The sequence below is a fragment of the Serratia oryzae genome (genome assembly GCF_001976145.1).
Lineage (GTDB): Bacteria > Pseudomonadota > Gammaproteobacteria > Enterobacterales > Enterobacteriaceae > Chania > Chania oryzae.
The window spans coordinates 1-250 of the sequence record NZ_MOXD01000079.1 but is presented as its reverse complement, the minus strand read 5'-3'; the positions used below and the strand labels follow the sequence as shown (position 1 = coordinate 250).

1 rRNA gene is annotated in these 250 nt (G+C 48.8%); it reads left to right on the top strand.

Going from position 1 to position 250, the window contains the following annotated elements:
- Window positions 1–224: ribosomal RNA gene (locus tag BMI79_RS22995) — 23S ribosomal RNA — on the top strand; the annotation flags it as partial.
- Between the last annotated feature and the right edge of the window lie 26 nt (window positions 225–250).

Sequence of the window (250 nt, the reverse complement as noted above, 5' to 3'; positions counted from 1 at the left end):
CACTGGTGTTCGGGTTGTCATGCCAATGGCACTGCCCGGTAGCTAAGTGCGGAAAAGATAAGTGCTGAAAGCATCTAAGCACGAAACTTGCCTCGAGATGAGTCTTCCCTGGGCCTTTAAGGCCCCTAAAGGAACGTTTAAGACTAAGACGTTGATAGGCTGGGTGTGTAAGTGCAGCGATGCATTGAGCTAACCAGTACTAATGAACCGTGAGGCTTAACCTTACAACACCGAAGGTGTTTTGGTGAGA